The organism is Thiobacillus sp. (assembly GCF_030696885.1).
In the GTDB taxonomy this organism is placed as follows: domain Bacteria; phylum Pseudomonadota; class Gammaproteobacteria; order Burkholderiales; family Thiobacillaceae; genus Thiobacillus.
On sequence record NZ_JAUYRI010000017.1, the window covers coordinates 393,378 to 412,594 of the forward strand.

Here is a 19,217-nt window from a genome sequence, read left to right on the forward strand (position 1 = left end):
CCGGGGGTGTGCGGAACGCCGGGCGGCCATCGAGCCCTGAGGCTGCCGGAGCCATTTCACCCGTTCCCCGGCTGATTCACCCGCCCGGCGGCAGCGCGCGCGCCACCACCCAGCAGCTCACCTCGGCGGCGCCGGCGCGCTTGAGTGTGGCAGCCAGTTCGTCGAGGCTGGTGCCGGTGGTCATCACGTCGTCGATCAGCGCGATGCGTTGTCCCTGAACCTCGCCCGAACACGTGAACGCGCCGCGCACGTTGCGTCGCCGTGCGTCGTGCTTCAGCCCCATTTGCGGCGGTGTGTCGCGGGTACGCCGACAACTGTCGAGGTCGAGCGGCAGCTCGAGCTGCGAGGCCACCGTCTGCGCGATTTCGGTGGCGTGATTGAAGCCGCGTTCGCGGATGCGGGTGGGATGCAGCGGCATGGGCATCAGGCGGTCGGGACGGGTCGCCCGCGCGGTGGCCTGGGCCAGGCAGGCGCCCAACACCGGCGCAATCGAAAGCTGGCCGTGGTATTTCAGGCGCGGAATCATCCGGTCGAGCGGGAATGCATAGGCCAGCGCGGCATGGGTGTGGTCAAACGCGGGCGGGTGCTTGAGACAGGCGCCGCACACTTGGCCGTCCGGCGTCGGCGTGGCGCACTGCGGACACTGCGGCTGGCGGTGCCAGGGCAGGTCGGCCAGGCAGCCCGCGCACAGCGTTCGCGCCGCTCTGGCCCCGCATAGCAGGCAGGAGGGCGGAAAAAATCGATTAAAAAACGAGCTGATGTTCAATTCTGGCTCGCCCCGAATTTGACAGCCGGGTCGTCGACCCTGAAAATCCGGGCCATGAAAGCCAAACGCGTCATCTCCGCTTCGTCCTCCCGCTTCGCCGCCCAACTGTTCAACATCATCACCGTCGTGGCCTTGTTGATTTCGTTGACGGCGCTGCTGCTGGGCAAGCTGCTGGCCAGTCACAAGATCGGCTTTCTGCCCTTCGTGCTGTCGTTGCCGCCGGTGATGCTGTGGCTGGGCGCGTCGATCTTCGTCTACGCCGGTATCGCCCACCATCCCAACCCGCGCACCACGCATTACAACAAGTGGGCAGGCTACCGCTTTTATGGCGTGATGGGCAGCCTGATGGTGATCGGACCGGCGATCTACGGCCTTCTCGACGGCTGGCAGGGCTTGATGTTGGTGCTGGGGACGGCGGTAGTGATCATCGTGCCGTGGGCGATTTACGACATTTTCAAGGCCGCGCGCGAGCCGTGGGCCGACATGACCATCGAGGTGGCAATCAATGAATGACCTGACAACGAATATTGGGGATGCTCCCCTCTCCCCAACCCTCTCCCTCGAGGGGAGAGGGGGCGAACGTGGGCAGCGCCCGCCCAAAACGATTCACGACATCGACGCGCTGTTCGGGCTGCCGTTTGCCGACCTGATGTTCCAGGCGCAGACCGTGCATCGCGCACAGTTCGACCCCAACAAGGTGCAGCTTTCGACCCTGCTGTCGATCAAGACCGGTGGCTGTTCGGAAGACTGCGGCTACTGCCCGCAGTCAGCGCGCTACGATGCCGGGGTGGAAAACCAGGGCCTGCTGAATCTGGATGACGTGCTGACCGCCGCCAAGGCCGCCAAGGCCGCCGGCGCATCGCGTTTCTGCATGGGCGCCGCATGGCGCGGACCGAAACAGCGCGACCTCGAGCCGGTGCTCGACATGGTGCGCGAGGTCAAGGCGCTGGGACTGGAAACCTGCGCCACGCTGGGCATGCTGAAGGACGGTCAGGCCGAACAGCTGAAGGACGCCGGGCTCGACTACTACAATCACAACCTCGACACCGCACCCGAGTTCTACGGTGACATCATCACCACCCGCGAATACCAGGACCGCCTCGATACCCTTGAAAGAGTCCGCCACGCCGACCTCCACGTGTGCTGCGGCGGCATCGTCGGCATGGGCGAGTCGCGCACCCAGCGCGCCGGCCTGATCGCGCAGCTGGCGAGCCTCGATCCGCAGCCCGAATCGGTGCCGATCAACCTCTTGGTGCAGGTCGAGGGCACGCCGCTCGCCGGTACCGAGGCGCTCGAACCGCTGGAGTTCGTGCGCACCATCGCGGTCGCGCGCATCTGCATGCCGAAGAGCTTCGTGCGCCTGTCGGCCGGCCGCCAGCAGATGAGCGACGCGGTGCAGGCCTTGTGTTTCCTTGCCGGCGCCAACTCGATTTTCTACGGCGAAAAGCTCTTGACCACCGGCAACCCGGAATGGGAGCGCGACCAGCGCCTGTTCGACAGCCTGGGCCTGACTGCACTGTGAGCTTTGCTGCGCTGACCCGCCTGCAGCAGGGGCTGGCGGCGCTGAAGGACGATCATCTCGAGCGCCACCGCCGCATCCTCGATGGTGCGCAGGGCGCGCACGCGACGATCGACGGTCAGCGCGTCATTTCCTTCTGCAGCAACGACTATCTCGGGCTGGCCGCCGACCCTGCGCTGGTAGCCGCCGCGCACACGGCCGTCGACCAATGCGGCGTCGGCGCGGGGGCAGCGCACCTCATCACCGGCCACCATCGTTTCCACGACGACTTCGAAGCGGCCTTCGCGCGCTTCGTCGGCAAGCCGGCCGCGCTGCTGTTTTCCACCGGCTACATGGCCAATCTCGGCGTGCTGACTGCGCTCGCAGGCAAAAAGGGCGAAGTATTCGCCGACAAGCTCAACCATGCGTCGCTGGTGGACGCCGCGCAGCTGTCGGGCGCGAGCTTCACCCGCTATCGCCACAACGACCTCGCGCAACTCGAAGGCCAACTGGTGGCCAGCACGGCGCAGGACAAGCTGATCGTGTCGGATCTGGTGTTCAGCATGGACGGCGACATCGCGCCGGTGGATGCGCTGCTCGATCTGGCCGAGCGCTACGACGCCTGGCTCTACCTCGACGACGCGCACGGCTTCGGCGTGCTGGGCGATGGCCGCGGCGGCATGACCGAACGTGCCCGCGCGAGCGACCGCGTGATCTATCTCGCCACGCTGGGCAAGGCGGCCGGCGTGTCCGGCGCGGCTGTGGTGGCGCATCAAAGCGTGATCGACTGGCTGATGCAGAAGGCGCGCCCCTACATCTACACCACCGCCTCGCCGCCATTGCTTGCCGCGTGCCTGCTGGAAAGCCTGCGCCAGATCGAAGCGGGCGATGTCCGGCGCGAGCGGCTGCGCAGCCACATCACGCAGATGCGCGCAGGTTTGTCTGACCTGAAGCTGGGCACGCTGATGCCGTCCTACACACCGATCCAGCCGCTGCTGATCGGTGCCAATGAAGAAGCCGTGAGGCTGTCGCAGGCCCTGCTCGAGCGTGGTCTACTGGTGCCCGCGATCCGCACGCCGACGGTTCCGGCCGGTACGGCGCGGCTGCGCATCACCCTGTCGGCCGCGCACAGCACCGACGATGTCGCGCGACTGATCGAGGCCCTGCATGCGCTCGCCTAAACCCGTCCTCGCGCTAGTGCACGGCTGGGGCATGAACGCCCGCGTGTTCGATGCGCTGGCGGATCGACTGGCAAACGATTTCGATGTACGCGCGTTCGACCTGCCGGGCCATGGCGTGCGCGCCGCGCTGGCGGACAATAGCCTGCAGGCCTGGGCCGACGATCTCGCCGCGCAGTTGCCGGACAACACCACGCTGCTTGGCTGGTCGCTCGGCAGCCAGGTAGCGATGCGCGCGGCGCTCGATTATCCGCACCGGATCACGCGCCTGGTGCTGCTGGCGGCGACGCCGAAATTCGTGGCGACCGAAGACTGGGGGCGCGGCATGGCGCTTGCCGACCTGGAGGAATTCGGCGCTGCGCTGAAGGCCGATCCGCAGGCGACGCTGTTGCGCTTCCTGAGCCTGCAGACGCGTGGCATGTCCGGGCAGAAAGCCCTGCTGCAGCAATTGCGACAGACACTGCTGGCCGCACCCGTCGCGCGCAGCGAGGCGCTGGCGGCTGGTCTGGCGATCCTGCGCGACACCGACCTGCGTGCAGAATTGCCGCGGCTGACGCAGCCGACGCTGGTGCTGCATGGCGCGCTCGATACGCTGACGCCGCTGGCGGCCGGCGCCTGGCTGGCCGAGACCTTGTCGAATGTCCAGTACAGCGCGTTGGCCCGCGCTGCGCACGCGCCGCATCTGTCACATGGCGAAGACGTGGCCGCAGCGATCGGACGTTTTGCCCATGACTGAATCCGAACTCGATTTCGCCGAAGTGCGACGCGCGTTCGATTACGCCGCCGCCAGCTACGACGCGCATGCGGTGCTGCAGCGCGAGGTGTGCGATCGTCTGCTCGAACGGCTCGACTTCGTGAGTCTGCAGCCCGGCCGCGTGCTCGATGTTGGCTGCGGCACCGGCTACGGCCTGGCCCATCTGCGCTCGCGCTATGCGGAAGCCGAACTCTGCGCGCTCGATATCGCGCCGGCCATGCTGGCAGCGACACGTGCGCGCCTGCCGCAGCCGACCTGGGCGCAGCGCGCCCTGCAACGCCTCACCCATTATGTCCTTGGCACTACCCGTGCCAGGGACGGTATCCCTTGTGGATACCCTTCAGCCTTCACCCACCTGGTGTGTGCCGACATGGACCGGCTGCCGCTCGCACCCAACAGCGTGAACCTGGTTTGGTCGAGTCTCGCATTGCAGTGGGCGCACGATCTGGAAGCCGCGTTCAGGGGCGTCCACCAGGTGCTGGCGCCGGGCGGGCTCGTGATGTTCGCCACCTTCGGGCCCGATACGCTGAAGGAATTGCGCGCCGCCTTTTCGGCCGTCGACGATGCACCGCACGTCAACCGTTTCATCGACCTGCACGACATCGGCGACATGCTGATCCACGCCGGATTTTCCAGCCCGGTGATGGAAATGGAAATGCTGACGCTGACCTATGCCGATCTCAAAACCCTGATGCGGGACCTCAAGGGCATCGGCGCGCACAACGCGGCGGCGGCGCGGCGACGTGGCCTGCTTGGCAAATCGGCGTGGGCGCGGCTGGAGCAGGCATACGAATCAAACCGGTATGAAGGACGCCTGCCGGCCACCTTCGAGGTGATCTACGGCCACGCGTGGGTCGGCGACAAACTGCAGCGGGAGGACGGGCGCCAGGTCATCCAGTTCGCGATCGGCGAACGCAAAAGAAAACGGGGGCGCGCGTGAAAGGCCTGTTCGTCACCGGTACCGATACCGGCGTCGGTAAAACGCGGGTGGCGGTGGCGCTGATCCACGCGCTGCGCGCGCGCGGCTTGCGCGTGGTGGCAATGAAGCCGGTGGCGGCCGGCCACGCGCCGGGTGAACTCAATGAGGACGTGACGGCACTGCTGCAGGCCGCCAACGTGACCGCCGCTATCCGCGATGTGAATCCCTATGCCTTCGAACCGGCGATTGCGCCGCATATCGCGGCGCGGCAGGCAGAGGTGCGTATCGAGCTTGACGTCATCGCCGGGGCGTTTGCACGCCTGGCCGCTGCGGCCGATGTCGTGGTGGTCGAAGGCGCCGGCGGCTGGCGCGTGCCGCTGAACGAAGAGGCGGACATGGCCGACCTGGCGCAGCGTCTCGGACTGCCTGTCGTGCTGGTGGTGGGCCTGCGTCTCGGCTGCCTCAATCACGCGCTGCTGACCGCCGAATCGATTGCGCAGCGATTGCTGCCGTGGGCCGGCTGGGTCAGCAATCAGATCGATCCGGCGATGACATGCCAGGCCGAAAATGTGGCGGCGCTGCAGGCGCGATTGCCGGCGCCATGCCTGGGTGTGCAGGGGTTTCAGGCTGCGGGGTTCTCTGCCGAGCGCACGCCGCAATGGCTGACGCTGCCTAGAGAGTTAGATAATTAGAATAGTCTGTAATAACGATATTTTATAAATAAATCAATAACTTAATACGATCGTACTGCTTGTTCATGGGTAGAGCGGCGTGTTACTGTCCGCGACATATTGCCGCACGTGGTTTCCGCGATTCCTGACATGCAACAGGTGAAGTTGGACGACTGTGAGGGCGGGTCTGCCGGCGCGTTTGTCTTTCAATCCCGCCCCAATCATTCGCTGACCCGGACTCAGGAACGGCTCGTTTTCTGGAGCCTGGCGGTAGTGTGCTTTGCAACGGCGATCAGCTTCGCGTATCTGGGTTACTGGCTGATTCTGCCGTTTGCCGGACTGGAGATTGGCTTGCTGGCCTGGGCTTTCGAGGCGTTGCGCAGGCGGGCGGGGGACTACGAAACCCTGATGATCGACGGCGACGCGGTGGTGCTGGAATGGCATTGCGGCACGCGTGACGGCCGTCGTGAAATGAACCGGCAGTGGGCACGCGTGGTGTGTGATTGCAGGTCGCCAGGCAGGAATTGCCGACTCAGCCTGAGTTCGCATGGCCGGGCGACGGAAGTGGGACAGTATCTGAGTGACGAGGCGCGGCTGCAGCTGGCCGTCACGTTGCGCAGCAGGTTGCAAGGATAACGAAGCGCGCAGGTTGCCGGCCGGAACGCAACACACGCCGCAACGACACCAATAATTTGGGGACGAGAGGACGGGGGACGCGATGAAACAGAAGTGGCAACGTGTAGGGATGATCGGGGCAGCGCTGGCATTCAGCCAGTCGGCACTTGCAGAGTACGCATACAACCTGCCCACGCCGGCAAGCAAGGTGGCGCAGGATGTGTTCGATCTGCACAACCTGATCATGCTGGTGTGTCTGGGTATCTTCGTCGTGGTGTTCGGCGCAATGTTCTATTCGCTGCTGAAACACCGCAAATCAGTAGGCCACAAGGCCGCACATTTCCATGAGAACACCACTGTCGAAGTGATCTGGACGGTGATCCCGTTTGCGATCCTGATGGGCATGGCCTATCCCGCCGCCAAGGTGGTGATCGACATGAAGGACACCAGTAATCCTGACATGACGATCAAGATCACCGGCTACCAGTGGAAGTGGGGCTACGACTACCTGAACGATGGCGTCAGCTTCTACAGCACCCTGTCAACGCCGCGCGAGCAGATCGAAGGCAAGGCCGAGAAGGGTGAGCACTACCTGCTCGAAGTCGACGAGCCGATGGTGGTGCCGGTCGGCAAGCGCGTGCGCCTGTTGATCACCGCCAACGACGTGCTGCATGCCTGGTGGGTGCCCGCGCTTGGCGCCAAGCAGGACGCGATTCCGGGATTCATCCGCGACAGCTGGTTCACCGCAGACAGGATCGGCACTTACCGCGGTCAGTGCGTCGAGTTGTGCGGCAAGGACCATGGCTTCATGCCGATCGTGGTGGAAGTGGTCTCGGAAGAAGACTACGCTGCCTGGGTGGCAAAGAAGAAGGGCACAGCGGCAGTCGCGGCGGCGGACAACACCCGAACCTTCGAGATGTCGGAACTGGTGACGCGCGGCGAGCAGGTCTATCAAGCCAACTGCGCCGCCTGCCACCAGGCTAACGGCATGGGGATGGCGGGTGTGTTCCCGGCGATCAGCGGTTCGCCGGTTGCCACCGGCCCGATCGCCGCGCACATCGATGTGGTGATGAACGGCAAGCCGGGCACGACGATGGCGGCGTTCGCCGGCCAGCTGTCCGATGCCGACATCGCGGCGGTGGTGACCTACCAGCGCAACGCGTGGGACAACAAGACGGGTGATCAGGTGCAGCCTGCCGATATCGCCGCAGCACGGGGTGGGGCCAGCGAAGCCGCCGCACCCGCAGCGCAGTAAACAAAATCAAGAGGAGAGCACACGATGTCTGATGCTGCACACGCCCACGACGATCATGGCCACGGTCACCCGACCGGGATCATGCGCTGGTTGACCACCACCAACCACAAGGATATCGGTTCGCTGTATCTGTGGTTCGCACTCATCATGCTGTTCGCGGCAGGTTCGATGGCGCTGCTGATCCGCGCCGAACTGTTCCAGCCCGGCCTGCAACTGACCAACCCGGATTTCTTTAACCAGCTCACCACGATGCACGGGCTGATCATGATCTTTGGCGTGATCATGCCGGCCTTCTCGGGCTTCGCGAACTGGCAGGTGCCGCTGATGCTGGGCGCGCCCGACATGGCGTTCCCGCGCATGAACAACTGGGCATTCTGGCTGCTGCCGATGGCAGGCCTGATGCTGATGGCGTCCTTCTTCCTGCCGGGCGGCGCGGTTGCCGGCGGCTGGACGATGTATCCGCCCCTGTTCATCCAGGGCGGCATTTCCTACGACCTGACGATTCTGGCCGTCCACATCATGGGCCTGTCGTCGATCATGGGATCGATCAACATCATCACCACCATCCTCAACATGCGCGCCCCCGGGATCACGTTGATGAAGATGCCGCTGTTCGTATGGACCTGGCTGATCACCGCCTACCTGCTGATCGCCACCATGCCGGTGCTGGCCGGTGCGGTGACCATGCTGCTGACCGATCGCAACTTCGGCACGCACTTCTTCAACGCGGCCGGCGGCGGCGACCCGGTGATGTTCCAGCACATCTTCTGGTTCTTTGCCCACCCCGAGGTCTACATCCTGATCCTGCCAGCCTTCGGAATCGTGTCGCAGATCATCCCGACCTTTGCACGCAAGCCGCTGTTCGGTTATGCCTCGATGGTGTATGCCACGGCTTCAATCGCGATCCTGTCGTTTATCGTGTGGGCGCACCACATGTTCACGGTCGGCATGCCCGCCGCCGCGCAGCTGTTCTTCATGTTCTCGACCATGCTGATCGCGGTGCCCACCGGGGTGAAGGTGTTCAACTGGGTGGCCACGATGTGGAAGGGTTCGATGACCTTCGAAACGCCGATGCTGTTCGCCATCGCTTTCGTCTGCCTGTTCACCATCGGCGGCTTCTCCGGCCTGGTGCTGGCGATCGCGCCGGTCGACATCCAGCTGCATGACACCTACTACGTGGTGGCACACTTCCACTATGTGCTGGTTTCCGGCGCGCTGTTTGCGATCTTCGCCGGCATCTACTACTGGTTGCCGAAGTGGACCGGCCACATGTACAGCGAGACGCTGGGCAAGTGGCATTTCTGGCTGTCGGTGATCGGCATGAACATCGTGTTCTTCCCGATGCACTTCCTGGGTCTGGCCGGCATGCCGCGCCGGATTCCGGACTACGCGCTGCAGTTCACCGAGTTCAACCAGATCGCCACCGTCGGTGCATTCATCTTCGGCTTCAGCCAGCTGCTCTTCCTGGCCGTGATTCTGAAGACGATCAAGGGTGGCGTAAAGGCAACCGACCGTGTGTGGGAAGGCGCCGAGGGCCTGGAGTGGACGCTGCCATCGCCCGCGCCATACCACACCTTTGAAACCGCACCGGTGGTCAAGTGAGCGGGGCGGAGCACATGGCCGACAAGCGCAATGGGAAATACCGCACTGCCATCATTTTGGCGATGCTGGCGCTCGGCCTGTTCCTCTTCACGCTGTACACCGGGCTGAACTAGACCATGGCCCTGGGCAACGCCAAAACGCTGACCAAGCTCATCGTCGTGACGCTGGGCATGTTCGGCTTCGGGTTTGCCCTGGTGCCGTTTTATTACAAGATCTGCGAGGTGACCGGGATCAATTCCGGCGCCGAGCAGAGCCTGGCGAAAAATACCCAGGTCGACGAAAGCCGGCTGGTGACGCTGGAATTCGACGCCAATACCAATGAAGCCCTGCCGTGGCGGTTCAAGCCCATGCAGCGCAGCCTCAAGGTGCATCCGGGGCAGCTGGTGCAGGTGGAGTACGAAGTCAGCAACATCAGCGACCATCCCATCGTCGGTCAGGCAGTTCCGAGCTATGGGCCGGCGCGCGCGGCGGGGTTTTTCAAGAAAATCGAGTGCTTCTGCTTTACGCCGCAAACCCTCGCCGCAGGCGAGTCCCGGCGCATGCCGGTCATGTTCGTGCTGGATCCGGACATGGATCGGGATGTGCATACCGTGACGTTGTCCTACACCTTCTTCGATCTTGAAGCGAAGAAGCAGGCGTCAGACGGGCGGAAAACGGTACCGAATGGCTGAGAAGAAAAACAATCTTCAGGTTGTGCTCGCGGTTTTCTGGAGCTTTTTTGGCGTGCGCAAGCGGCGTGACTACGACGCCGATGCGCAAAGTCTGACGCCGGCCCAGGTCATCATTGCCGGGCTGATCGGTGGGGCTGTTTTTGTGTTGACGATGTTGCTGCTGGTGTATCTGGCAATGCAATTCTTGAACTGAGCGATCTACGAAACAAGAAAGAGGGGATGAGATGAGTCTGGCACAAACTGATAAATACTATCTGCCGCAACCTTCGCTTTGGCCGATCATCGGCTCGGTGGCGCTGCTGCTGATGGCGATTGGCGGCACCATGACCATGAGGGAGATCGATAACGGCGGCTGGATTCTGCTTGCCGGCACGGCGGTGCTGTTCTACATGATGTTCGGCTGGTTTGCTGAGGTGATCCGCGACAGCGAGGCCGGACGCTACAACCGGCAGGTCGATTCCTCGTTCCGCTGGTCGATGAGCTGGTTCATTTTCTCCGAAGTGATGTTCTTTGCCGCTTTCTTCGGTGCGCTGTTCTACACCCGGGTGCTGTCGGTGCCCTGGCTTGCGGACGCCGACACCGGCAGCCTGCTGTGGGAAGGCTACCAGGCGACCTGGCCGACGGCGGGCCCCGGGCTGACCGCGGACGGATTCGACTTCACGCCGATGGGCGCATGGGGCATCCCGGCGATCAACACCCTGCTGCTGCTGTCTTCGGGTGTGACCATTACCTGGGCGCACTGGGGGCTCAAGAAAGACAACCGCACGCAACTGATCCTGGGTCTGGCGATGACGGTGGCGCTGGGTCTGGTGTTCATGGGACTGCAGGTCTATGAATACATCCATGCGTATCAAGACCTGGGCCTGACGCTGGGTGCGGGCGTCTACGGCGCCACCTTCTTCATGCTGACGGGTTTCCACGGCTTCCACGTGCTGGTCGGCACGACGATGCTGATCGTGATGTTGTTGCGCTCGATCGCAGGCCATTTTACTGCCGACCACCACTTCGCGTTCGAAGCGGTGTCGTGGTACTGGCACTTTGTCGACGTGGTCTGGGTGCTTCTGTTCATCGTGGTCTACTGGCTGATCTAAAGCCAGGTCAGAAATCGGCGCGCGGCAGTGCCGCGGCCGACAGCAAAAAGCCGCGTTCAGCGCGGCTTTTTGCTGTCGGGGAATCGCGCTGGGATCAGCGCAGACCGGTTTGCGGGATGAAGCCGAAGTAATATCCGCCCATCAGCAGCAGGAACAGCGCGAGGGAAAATCCGACCCGCACGGTAAGCATCCTGACGGCGCGGTCGGACTGCCCCTTGTCCTTGATGAGATAGTAGAGTGCGCTGGCGAGGCTGGCCAGGATGACGACGATGAACAGCAGGGCAACAATGCGCATGAAACGGCTCTCCCGGCAAAATTCCAGTCTAACCGGATTGAGCGCGCCATGCACTTGCTGAAAATACGCTTCGGCCGGTGGCAGTTCGCGCCGACACTGTGGCCGACGCTGGCGGCACTGTTCTTTTTTGTGCTGACGTATTCGCTTGGCAACTGGCAGAGCGGCCGCGCCGACGAGAAGCGTGCGCTGCAGGCGCGCTACGATGTGGCGGCGACCGAGCCGCCGATCCATGTCGGCAGCGAACGGCTGGATCGGGACAGCGTGCTGTACCGCAAACTCGAGGTTGAAGGCGTGTTTGACGACGCCCACACCATCCTGATCGACAACCGGGTGCTGGACGGGGTGGCGGGATACCACGTGCTGACGCCGCTGCGGGTGAACGGCGGCGCGCACGCCCTGCTGGTCAACCGCGGCTGGGTGGCGACCGGGCGGTCGCGTGCGGAGGTGCCGCAGCCGCCGACGCCGGCGGGCCGTGTCAAGCTGGAAGGCATGGCGGTCGACCCGAACACGCGCTACGTTGAGCTGGGGTCGACCGAACCGGTGGGGCGGGTCTGGCAGAACCTCGATTTCGAGCGCTATGCCGCGACCACCGGCCTGAGCCTGCAACCGGTGCTGCTGCAGCAGACCAGCGCGCTGCCGGATGGCCTGCAGCGAAGCTGGCCGCGGCCCGATACCGGGGTCGATACGCATGTCAGTTATGCCTTCCAATGGTACAGTTTGGCGGCGACACTGACGGTGTTGTGGCTGATAATGAACGTCGGGCGGCGCCGCGACGGCGAGACGAACACTAAGACTTGAATACATAGAATAGACCCATGCAATTAACCCCGCGTAGCAAATTCCTGTTGTTGGTCGCCGTGTTTGTGGTGCCGGTGATCGCCGCCTATCTCGCCTTTTTCGGCTGGCGTCCGGCCGGCCACACCAATTACGGCGAGCTGATCACGGTGACCCCGCTGCAGCAGACAGCGGGCGCACTGCATGACAGCACGCCGTTCGACCTGAACGCGCTGCAAGGCAAGTGGGTGATGGTGCACGTCGGCCCGGCCGCCTGCGACGCAGACTGCGCGCAGCAACTGTATCTGATGCGACAGACGCGCATCGCGCAGGGCAAGGCGCAGTCCCGTATCGAGCGGCTGTGGGTGTTGACCGGCGACGGCGCGGCCGATCCGGCGCTGTTGGCAGACCACCCCGGCCTGCATGTGTGGCGCCCGACCGATGCGGCATTCATCGAGCAGTTCCCGGCCACGGTTGAACGCGCACATCATATTTATCTGGTCGATCCGCTGGGCAACCTGATGTTGCGCTTTCCCGCCGAGCCGGAGCCCAAGCGCATCATGAAAGACCTCAAGCTGCTGCTCAAAGCCTCCCAGATCGGCTAACCGGTATCCGTCATGATTTCCTATCGCAATCTCATTCTGGCCGCGCTGATCCTGACGCTGGGTGTGGTGAGCCTCGGCGCATACGTGCGCCTATCGGATGCCGGCCTGGGTTGCCCGGACTGGCCCGGCTGCTATGGCAAGATCACCCCGCTGCATGCGGCCGAGCACATCAACGCCGAACTCGTAGAGCGCCCCGGCGGCCCGGTGTCGCACGCCAAGGCCTGGAAGGAAATGGTGCACCGCTATTTCGCCGGTGCGCTGGGGCTGATAGTGCTGGCGATCGCGGTGATAGGCTGGCGCCGGCGCAACGATGGCGCGGGCGGTGCCGGGCTGCCGCTGCTGTTGCTGGCGCTGATCATCTTCCAGTCGATGCTGGGCATGTGGACCGTGACCAAGCTGCTGAAACCCCTGGTCGTCACCGCGCACCTGCTGGGCGGCATGGCGACGCTGTCGCTGCTGGTGTGGCTGTGGCTGCGTGAAAAAGGGCGTTCGACCCAAGCCTATTACGCACGCGCTACACATCTGCGCACCGGCGCCCTGCTTGGGCTGGTGCTGGTGGGGGTGCAGATCGCCCTGGGCGGCTGGGTCAGTACCAACTACGCAGCGCTGGCCTGTTCCGATTTCCCGATGTGCCAGGACATGTGGCTGCCGCCGATGGATTTCGAGCACGCCTTCACCCTGCACCGTGAACTGGGCGAAACCGCAAGTGGCGAGTTGCTGTCGATGCAGTCTCTGACGGCGATCCATTGGGTGCACCGGGTGATGGCACTGATCGTGACCCTCTACCTCGGCTGGCTAGTGGTGCGCTTGCTGCGTACCCCGGCCTATGCCGGCCAGGCTGTGGCCGTGGGCGCGCTGTTGGTGCTGCAAGTGTCGCTGGGCATTAGCAATGTGCTGCTGAGCCTGCCGCTGGGTCTGGCGGTGGCGCATAACACCGGGGCGGCGCTGTTGCTGGCCAGTCTGGTCTGGCTGAACTACCGGGTAAGCAGGAGATGAGGATGGAGTCCGCGATGATGCAGGGCGCGGCCTGCCGCTGCCAGCAATTTCTGGCCTTGTGCAAGTTGAGGGTGGTCAGCCTGATCGTCTTTACCGCAGTGATCGGCATGTTTCTCGCCGTGCCGGCCTGGCCAGCGTGGAACGTGCTGTGGGCCGGCACGCTGGGCATCGCGCTGGTGGCCTCTGCGGCGGCCGCTTTCAATTGCCTGGTCGAGCAGAAAATCGATGCGATGATGGCGCGCACCCGCGCGCGTCCGCTGCCGCGCGGCGAACTGACCAATACGCAGACGCTGGTGTTTTCCGGCGTGGTCGGCGGCATCGGCTTGTATCTGCTGCACGTCTTCGTCAATCCGCTCACCATGTGGCTGACGCTGGCCACCTTTGTCGGCTACGCCATTATTTACACCGCCATCCTGAAGCCGGCCACGCCGCAGAACATCGTCATCGGCGGCGCCTCCGGCGCGATGCCGCCGGTGCTGGGCTGGGCCGCGGCCACCGGTGAACTGCATCACGACGCGCTGCTGCTATTCCTCATCATCTTTGCCTGGACGCCGCCGCATTTCTGGGCGCTGGCACTTTATCGCCGTGAGGAGTACGCCAAAGCCGGGCTGCCGATGCTGCCCGTCACCCACGGCGAGGCCTATACCCGGTTGCATGTGCTGCTCTATACGCTGCTGCTGTTTGCCGTGACCATGCTGCCGATCGCCACCGGCATGAGCGGCTGGATCTACCTGGCCGGCGCGGTGCTGCTGGGCGGTCGGTTCATCCACTATGGCTGGCGCCTGCACCGCACCTACAGCGACGAACTGGCGAAGGAAACCTTCCGCTTTTCCATCTGGTATCTGAGTCTGCTGTTCGCGGTGATGCTGGTCGACCATTATTTCAAAATACCCATTTGATTTATATGGGGAAATAAGCCCCTATCTGGATATTCGGACAAGATTGTTTTATATTGTGCCTACTTATCCTCCAGAGGCGCGCAATGATCCTCTCCCGAACCAGTCAGTATGCCGTGCAAGCCCTGATTTACATGGCCACCCAGCCGAACGCCACGCCGGTGCTCAACAAGGACATCGCAGCCCAGCTCGGCGTGCCCGCGCCCTACCTCGCTAAGATCCTGCAGGGCCTGGCCAAGGGCAACCTGCTGTTCTCGTTCCGTGGCCGCCTGGGCGGGTTCTGCCTGCGCGAAACGGGCGACAAGATCACGCTGATGCAGATCCTGCTGCTGACCGAAGGGCCGGCGTTTACCCAGAGTTGCCTGCTGGGCCTGAAGAAATGCAGCGATGAAACCGCCTGCCCGCTGCATTTCCGCTGGCTGCCGGTGAAGAAGAAAATCATCGACCTGCTGCAAGACACCACGCTCGACAAGCTGGCGAAAGCGGTCGAGTCCGGCAAATACCGCCTGGCCGACATGCCGGGGCAGATGTTTGAGCAGGTCCGACCATGAGGATGCGACTTGCCGCGCTTGGCGCACTGGCCGCGCTCACGCTGGCGGCCTGCCAGCCCACGCCGCAGGCTCCCGCGTTCCAGGCGACCGACATCACGGGCGCGGCTTTTGCGCGAGATTTCAAGCTCACCGACCACACCGGTCGCGTCCGTGAACTGGCGGATTTCAGAGGCAAGGTTGTGGCCGTGTTCTTCGGCTACGTGCATTGCCCGGATGTCTGCCCCACCACGCTGTCGGACTTTGCGCGCGCACTCGAGCAGCTGGGCGTCGGAGCCGAGCAGGTACAGGTCATTTTCGTCACGGTCGACCCCGAGCGCGACACCCCGGAGGTGCTGAAAACCTTCGTGCCCGCCTTCAATCCCGGATTTCTCGGCATGTACGCCGAAGAAACCGCGCTGCGCGAATTGGCGAAGGAATTCAAAGTGGTCTATCAAAAGACATCGGTAAAAGGCGTGGACGATTACCTGATCGACCACAGCGCAGGCACCTATGTATTTGATAAACAGGGGAACCTGCGGCTATTGATGTCTTACGGCAGCAGCCCGGACGCCATTGCCCATGATCTGAAAGTCCTGCTGGCGACATCCTGAACCTTGCCCGGGTGGGCGGGGTGGGTTGCAGAGGCCGACCGGACTGACTTATAATCCCGCAGTTTTTTAATATAAGCATATGCTGTAATAAGGCGCGGCCCAGCGCCCTTTCGCGGACAACAGGAGCGGTCGATGGCGGTAACCACATATTCCGGTGCGGAACAATACAACTTTGATATCGTTAAGAAATTTTCCGTCATGTCGCTGGTGTGGGCGGTGGTCGGCATGTTTGTCGGCGTCTATATCGCGTCCGAGCTGGCCTGGCCGTTTCTCAACTTCGACAGCCCCTATTTCTCCTTCGGCCGTTTCCGCCCGGTTCATACCAGCGCGGTGATCTTCGGCTTCGGCGGCTCGGCGCTGTTTGCCACCTCTTACTATGTGGTGCAGCGCACCTGCCAGACCCGCCTGATTTCAGACGGCATGGCCAGCTTCACTTTCTGGGGCTGGCAGACCGTGATCGTGCTGGCTGCGCTGTCGTACGTGATGGGCTATTCGCAGGGCCGCGAGTACGCCGAGATGGAATGGCCGATCGACCTGCTGATCCTGGTGGTGTGGGTCACCTACCTGATCCTGTTCGTCGGCACCATCATGCGCCGCAAGCAGCCGCACATCTACGTCGCCAACTGGTTCTATCTCGCCTTCATCCTGGCCACCGCGCTGCTGCACACCTTCAACAACCTGGCGATGCCGGTTGACCTGTTCTCGATGAAATCCTACAGCCTGTTCGCCGGCACCCAGGACGCGATGACGCAGTGGTGGTACGGCCACAACGCGGTGGGCTTCTTCCTGACCGCCGCTTTCCTCGGCATGATGTATTACTTCGTGCCGAAGCAGGCCGGCCGTCCGATCTATTCCTATCGCCTGTCCATCGTCCACTTCTGGGCGCTGAGCTTCATGTACATGTGGGTGGGCGCGCACCACCTGCACTGGACCGCGCTGCCCGACTGGACCTCGTCGCTGGCCGCGGCATTCTCGATCCTGCTCCTGATGCCCTCGTGGGGCGGCATGATCAACGGCATCATGACCCTGTCAGGTGCCTGGGACAAACTGCGTACCGACCCGGTGATGCGTTTCATGATCGTCGCGCTGTCGTTCTACGGCATGTCGACCTTCGAAGGCCCGATGATGTCGCTGAAGGAAGTCAACGCCTTGAGCCACTACACCGACTGGACCGTGGGCCACGTGCACTCCGGCGCGCTGGGCTGGGTGGCAATGATCTCGTTCGGCTCGCTGTATCACATGATGCCCAAGCTGTGGGACACCAAGATCTATAGCGCGAAACTGATCGAGTGGCACTTCTGGCTCGCCACCATCGGCATCGTGCTGTACATCGTCGCGATGTGGATTTCCGGCATCACCCAGGGCCTGATGTGGCGCGCCTTCGACGAGTTCGGCAACCTGCAGTACTCGTTCGCCGAATCCGTCGCGGCCATGATGCCCTTCTACGCCATGCGCGCCATCGGCGGCATGTTCTTCCTCACCGGCACCGTGCTGATGACGTACAACATGTTCATGACCATCCGCCAGGGCAAGCGCGAGAGCGCTGCGCTGGAAGCCAAGCTGGCCGCCAAGATGGCGCACGCATGATTCAGGGACGATAAGAGATGAACTTCAACTTCAAACACGAATGGATTGAAACCAACATCGGCCTGATGTCCGTGTTGACCATGCTGGCGATCAGCGTCGGCGGACTGGTGGAAATCGCGCCGCTGTTCCTGATCGACGAGACCATCGAAAAGGTCGAGGGCGTGCGCCCCTACACGCCGCTGGAGCAGCGCGGTCGCGACATCTACATCCGCGAAGGCTGCTACACCTGCCACTCGCAGATGATTCGTCCGTTCCGCGACGAGAAGCTGCGCTACGGCCATTACTCACTGGCGGCGGAGTCGCAGTACGACCACCCATTCCAGTGGGGCTCCAAGCGCACCGGTCCGGACCTCGCGCGCGTCGGCGGAAAGTATTCCAACGAATGGCACGTGCAGCACATGGTGGCGCCGCGCTCGATGGTGCCCGAGTCGGTGATGCCGAACTACCCTTGGCTGCTGTCGACGCCGCTGGATATTTCCGATGTCGCCGGCCGCATGAAGGCGCTGCGCAAGGTGGGCGTGCCGTATTCGCTGTCGCAGGCTGAATACGACGCCAACGTCACCAAGTTCGGCGAGACCGTGGCCAAGCAGCTGCACATCCCCGATGCGCAGAAGAATCTGGTTGAACAGGCCAACTTCGGAAACTACGACGGCGACCGCTCCGGCATTTCCGAAATGGACGCGCTGGTGGCCTATCTGCAGGTGCTCGGCACCATGGTCGATTTCAGCAAGTACGCCGACGACGCTTTCGTCGGCGACCGCTGATCGCAGCGGGGAGCACGGCATGGAATGGCTGATGTGGTTTTCCAAACCCGAGAACACCAAGCCGCTGGCCCTGATCATTTTTTTCGTCACCTTTATGGGCATCGTGATCTACGTCTACGGTAGCAAGAAGCGGAGCAAGCAACTCGAGTCGTACCGCAATATTCCCTTTCTCGACGACCAGCCAGGCGAACAAGACGGCACGAAGGACAAGCAATGAGCGAGCAAAAACTACAATCTCAAACGGTTCAAACCACCGGCCACGCGTGGGACGGCGACCTGCAGGAATACAACAACCCGTTGCCGGTGTGGTGGGTATACACCTTCTATGCCACGGTGGTGTTCGCGCTGGTGTACTGGACCATCTACCCGTCCTGGCCGCTGGGCAAGGGCTGGATCGGCGGCGTGTCGGAAATCACCTATGTCAACAGCGAAGGCGAAACAAAGACGCACAGCTGGAATACCCGTGCGTTGCTGATGGCCGACATGAACAAGGCTGCGCTCGCGCAAAAGCCCTACTTCGACAAGATCGAGGCCATGTCGTACGAGCAGATCGCTCGTGATCCCGAGATGAACGGCTTCATCCTGTCTGCAGGCAAGGTGCTGTTCGCCGACAACTGCGCCGCCTGCCACCAGGCCGGTGGACAGGGCGTGATCGGCTTCTTTCCCAACCTGACCGACGACGACTGGCTGTATGGCGGTTCGTTCGAGAAAGTCCATGAAACCCTGATGGACGGACGACGCGGCTACATGCCGGCCTTCAACGAAGTGCTCAACGGCCAGCAGATCGACCAGCTCGCCCATTACGTCGCCAGCCGCGCCGGCATCGGACACGATGCGGGCAAGGCTGCCGCGGGCGACGTGCTGTTCCGCAGCGAAACCGCCGCCTGTTTTTACTGCCATACCAGCGAAGCCACCGGGCGCCAGGACATGGGCGCGCCCAACCTCACCGACAACGTCTGGCTGTGGGCCGACGTGCCGGGCGCGGAAACGGGCGAGGGCAAGGTTGCGGCGATCCGCAGCGTCATCGCCGGCGGCCTCAACAAGGGCGTGATGCCGGCGTGGGCAGGCCGCTTGACGCCAGAACAAATCAAGGTGTTGACAGTCTACGTACATGAACTGGGCGGTGGGCAGTAAGGCCG

At 63.0% G+C, this 19,217-nt stretch carries 24 protein-coding genes; 22 read left to right on the plus strand and 2 right to left on the minus strand.

Annotated elements, in window-relative coordinates; all coding sequences use genetic code 11:
- Positions 1 to 76: 76 nt before the first annotated feature.
- Entirely contained in the window at positions 77 to 871 is a 795-nt protein-coding gene (locus tag Q8R61_RS09630) for a ComF family protein (protein ID WP_305536624.1), read from the minus strand.
- Here Q8R61_RS09630 and Q8R61_RS09635 point away from each other — a divergent pair.
- From Q8R61_RS09635 to Q8R61_RS09690, 12 genes are all read left to right on the plus strand, one after another.
- Positions 821 to 1,279, plus strand: coding sequence for a hypothetical protein (locus Q8R61_RS09635; RefSeq protein WP_305536626.1), 459 nt, complete (start codon positions 821 to 823; stop codon positions 1,277 to 1,279). The genes Q8R61_RS09630 and Q8R61_RS09635 overlap by 51 nt on opposite strands.
- Positions 1,272 to 2,288: a biotin synthase BioB gene (bioB, locus tag Q8R61_RS09640; protein WP_305536628.1), complete on the plus strand. Its 1,017-nt coding sequence runs from the start codon at positions 1,272 to 1,274 to the stop codon at positions 2,286 to 2,288. Before Q8R61_RS09635 ends, bioB begins: the two co-directional genes overlap by 8 nt.
- Positions 2,285 to 3,445: an 8-amino-7-oxononanoate synthase gene (bioF, locus tag Q8R61_RS09645; RefSeq protein WP_305536630.1), complete on the plus strand. Its 1,161-nt coding sequence runs from the start codon at positions 2,285 to 2,287 to the stop codon at positions 3,443 to 3,445. The genes bioB and bioF overlap by 4 nt, the downstream gene beginning before the upstream one ends.
- Positions 3,432 to 4,178, plus strand: coding sequence for a pimeloyl-ACP methyl ester esterase BioH (gene bioH / locus Q8R61_RS09650; protein ID WP_305536632.1), 747 nt, complete (start codon positions 3,432 to 3,434; stop codon positions 4,176 to 4,178). The genes bioF and bioH overlap by 14 nt, the downstream gene beginning before the upstream one ends.
- Positions 4,171 to 5,136, plus strand: coding sequence for a malonyl-ACP O-methyltransferase BioC (gene bioC / locus Q8R61_RS09655; protein WP_305536634.1), 966 nt, complete (start codon positions 4,171 to 4,173; stop codon positions 5,134 to 5,136). Before bioH ends, bioC begins: the two co-directional genes overlap by 8 nt.
- Complete coding sequence (gene bioD / locus Q8R61_RS09660) at positions 5,133 to 5,807, plus strand: dethiobiotin synthase (RefSeq protein WP_305536636.1); 675 nt, start codon at positions 5,133 to 5,135, stop codon at positions 5,805 to 5,807. Before bioC ends, bioD begins: the two co-directional genes overlap by 4 nt.
- Before the next feature lie 129 nt (positions 5,808 to 5,936).
- Positions 5,937 to 6,422, plus strand: coding sequence for a DUF2244 domain-containing protein (locus Q8R61_RS09665; RefSeq protein WP_305536638.1), 486 nt, complete (start codon positions 5,937 to 5,939; stop codon positions 6,420 to 6,422).
- 82 nt (positions 6,423 to 6,504) lie between these two features.
- Positions 6,505 to 7,656 (plus strand): cytochrome c oxidase subunit II, encoded by a 1,152-nt coding sequence (gene coxB / locus Q8R61_RS09670; RefSeq protein ID WP_371133588.1) that lies wholly within the window; start codon positions 6,505 to 6,507, stop codon positions 7,654 to 7,656.
- Between the two features lie 24 nt (positions 7,657 to 7,680).
- Entirely contained in the window at positions 7,681 to 9,258 is a 1,578-nt protein-coding gene (gene ctaD / locus Q8R61_RS09675) for a cytochrome c oxidase subunit I (protein ID WP_305536640.1), read from the plus strand.
- Between the two features lie 116 nt (positions 9,259 to 9,374).
- A complete protein-coding gene (locus Q8R61_RS09680; RefSeq protein ID WP_305536642.1) occupies positions 9,375 to 9,929 on the plus strand; it encodes a cytochrome c oxidase assembly protein in 555 nt (184 codons plus the stop codon).
- Complete coding sequence (locus tag Q8R61_RS09685) at positions 9,922 to 10,122, plus strand: DUF2970 domain-containing protein (protein WP_305536644.1); 201 nt, start codon at positions 9,922 to 9,924, stop codon at positions 10,120 to 10,122. Before Q8R61_RS09680 ends, Q8R61_RS09685 begins: the two co-directional genes overlap by 8 nt.
- Before the next feature lie 31 nt (positions 10,123 to 10,153).
- Positions 10,154 to 11,020: a cytochrome c oxidase subunit 3 gene (locus tag Q8R61_RS09690; RefSeq protein ID WP_305536646.1), complete on the plus strand. Its 867-nt coding sequence runs from the start codon at positions 10,154 to 10,156 to the stop codon at positions 11,018 to 11,020.
- A 94-nt stretch (positions 11,021 to 11,114) separates the two neighbouring features.
- On the opposite strand, the gene Q8R61_RS09695 is transcribed toward Q8R61_RS09690, so the two are convergent.
- Positions 11,115 to 11,315 (minus strand): twin transmembrane helix small protein, encoded by a 201-nt coding sequence (locus Q8R61_RS09695; protein WP_305536648.1) that lies wholly within the window; start codon positions 11,313 to 11,315, stop codon positions 11,115 to 11,117.
- 48 nt (positions 11,316 to 11,363) lie between these two features.
- Here Q8R61_RS09695 and Q8R61_RS09700 point away from each other — a divergent pair, with 48 nt between their 5' ends.
- The 10 genes from Q8R61_RS09700 to ccoP all read left to right on the plus strand — a co-directional run bounded on the left by Q8R61_RS09700 (position 11,364) and on the right by ccoP (position 19,212).
- Positions 11,364 to 12,113, plus strand: coding sequence for an SURF1 family protein (locus Q8R61_RS09700; protein WP_305536650.1), 750 nt, complete (start codon positions 11,364 to 11,366; stop codon positions 12,111 to 12,113).
- Between the two features lie 17 nt (positions 12,114 to 12,130).
- Positions 12,131 to 12,694: a hypothetical protein gene (locus Q8R61_RS09705; RefSeq protein WP_305536652.1), complete on the plus strand. Its 564-nt coding sequence runs from the start codon at positions 12,131 to 12,133 to the stop codon at positions 12,692 to 12,694.
- A gap of 12 nt (positions 12,695 to 12,706) precedes the next feature.
- Positions 12,707 to 13,690, plus strand: coding sequence for a heme A synthase (locus Q8R61_RS09710; RefSeq protein WP_305536654.1), 984 nt, complete (start codon positions 12,707 to 12,709; stop codon positions 13,688 to 13,690).
- A gap of 2 nt (positions 13,691 to 13,692) precedes the next feature.
- Positions 13,693 to 14,589, plus strand: coding sequence for a heme o synthase (gene cyoE, locus Q8R61_RS09715; protein WP_305536657.1), 897 nt, complete (start codon positions 13,693 to 13,695; stop codon positions 14,587 to 14,589).
- An 83-nt stretch (positions 14,590 to 14,672) separates the two neighbouring features.
- Positions 14,673 to 15,137 carry an Rrf2 family transcriptional regulator gene (locus Q8R61_RS09720; RefSeq protein ID WP_305536659.1) on the plus strand — a complete coding sequence of 155 codons (465 nt, stop codon included), beginning with the start codon at positions 14,673 to 14,675 and terminating at the stop codon, positions 15,135 to 15,137.
- 2 nt (positions 15,138 to 15,139) lie between these two features.
- Positions 15,140 to 15,727, plus strand: a complete 588-nt coding sequence (locus Q8R61_RS09725; protein WP_371133595.1) for an SCO family protein — start codon at positions 15,140 to 15,142, stop codon at positions 15,725 to 15,727.
- A gap of 132 nt (positions 15,728 to 15,859) precedes the next feature.
- Positions 15,860 to 17,314 carry a cytochrome-c oxidase, cbb3-type subunit I gene (gene ccoN, locus Q8R61_RS09730; protein ID WP_305536663.1) on the plus strand — a complete coding sequence of 485 codons (1,455 nt, stop codon included), beginning with the start codon at positions 15,860 to 15,862 and terminating at the stop codon, positions 17,312 to 17,314.
- 17 nt (positions 17,315 to 17,331) lie between these two features.
- A complete protein-coding gene (gene ccoO / locus Q8R61_RS09735) occupies positions 17,332 to 18,078 on the plus strand; it encodes a cytochrome-c oxidase, cbb3-type subunit II (RefSeq protein ID WP_305536665.1) in 747 nt (248 codons plus the stop codon).
- Positions 18,079 to 18,097: 19 nt separating this feature from the next.
- On the plus strand, positions 18,098 to 18,295 hold the full coding sequence (locus Q8R61_RS09740; protein WP_305536667.1) for a cbb3-type cytochrome c oxidase subunit 3: 198 nt from the start codon (positions 18,098 to 18,100) through the stop codon (positions 18,293 to 18,295).
- Complete coding sequence (gene ccoP, locus Q8R61_RS09745; RefSeq protein ID WP_305536669.1) at positions 18,292 to 19,212, plus strand: cytochrome-c oxidase, cbb3-type subunit III; 921 nt, start codon at positions 18,292 to 18,294, stop codon at positions 19,210 to 19,212. Before Q8R61_RS09740 ends, ccoP begins: the two co-directional genes overlap by 4 nt.
- The last annotated feature ends 5 nt before the right edge of the window (positions 19,213 to 19,217 follow it).